The organism is Pedobacter sp. HMWF019 (assembly GCF_003061025.1).
Lineage (GTDB): Bacteria > Bacteroidota > Bacteroidia > Sphingobacteriales > Sphingobacteriaceae > Pedobacter.
This window is the reverse complement of the sequence record NZ_QAIL01000565.1, coordinates 9,951-10,629: the sequence shown is the minus strand read 5'-3', so window position 1 is coordinate 10,629 and position 679 is coordinate 9,951. Positions and strand designations below refer to the sequence as shown.

The 679-nt window shown below is 41.4% G+C and carries 1 protein-coding gene; it reads right to left on the bottom strand.

Features of this window, described 5'->3' with window-relative positions; genetic code table 11:
* Positions 1-431 precede the first annotated feature (431 nt).
* A partial coding sequence (locus tag DBR11_RS27425) for an energy transducer TonB (RefSeq protein ID WP_199233983.1) occupies positions 432-679 on the bottom strand: 248 nt, incomplete at its 5' end.

Here is a 679-nt window from a genome sequence, read left to right as displayed (position 1 = left end):
GAATATATTTTTTTTATCGGTAATGAAGCGATCATTTACTGCCAAAATTTATTCATTTAGGTTTGTGTATAACTAAAGACAAATAAGAGGAGGTGAAATTTATATAGAAAAAGGTGTATGCTGCTTCGAGGCTAACGATATCAGGCGGCTGAAAAAGCCGCAGATCTCTGAGGCCTCTCACCAGCATACACCTTTTTCTTAGCAAATTGCAGAAAGAGGGTGCAGAAAAACAGATGGCCTATTGCTAGCATTACTCTTTCTACAGGCCTAATCTGCTCCTTCCCTGGATCACCCCCATACAAGTAGGCGTCTTGCAAAAAAAATTAGACAGATAAAAACCGGCCTCAGCGTAGTTGCCCCCGTCAGGGTAATTATGCAGCCGATTTTTATCTGTCTAATTTTTTTGAGTTTAGCCTGCTTTCTCCCTCAAATTATTGGCTAATGGTAAATGACAGTGGCATATTATATCTTACACGTACATTCCTGCCATTTTGCTGACCAGGTTTCCATTTTGGAGATTTTTTAATTACTCGCAAAGCCTCCTCATCACAGCCGCCCCCAATTCCTTTAACCAGGGTCACATCCGAAACCGAGCCATCTTTTTCCACCACAAAACTTACAAATACTTTTCCTTGAATACTGGCTTCGGAAGCCATATCCGGATACCTCAGGTTGCGCT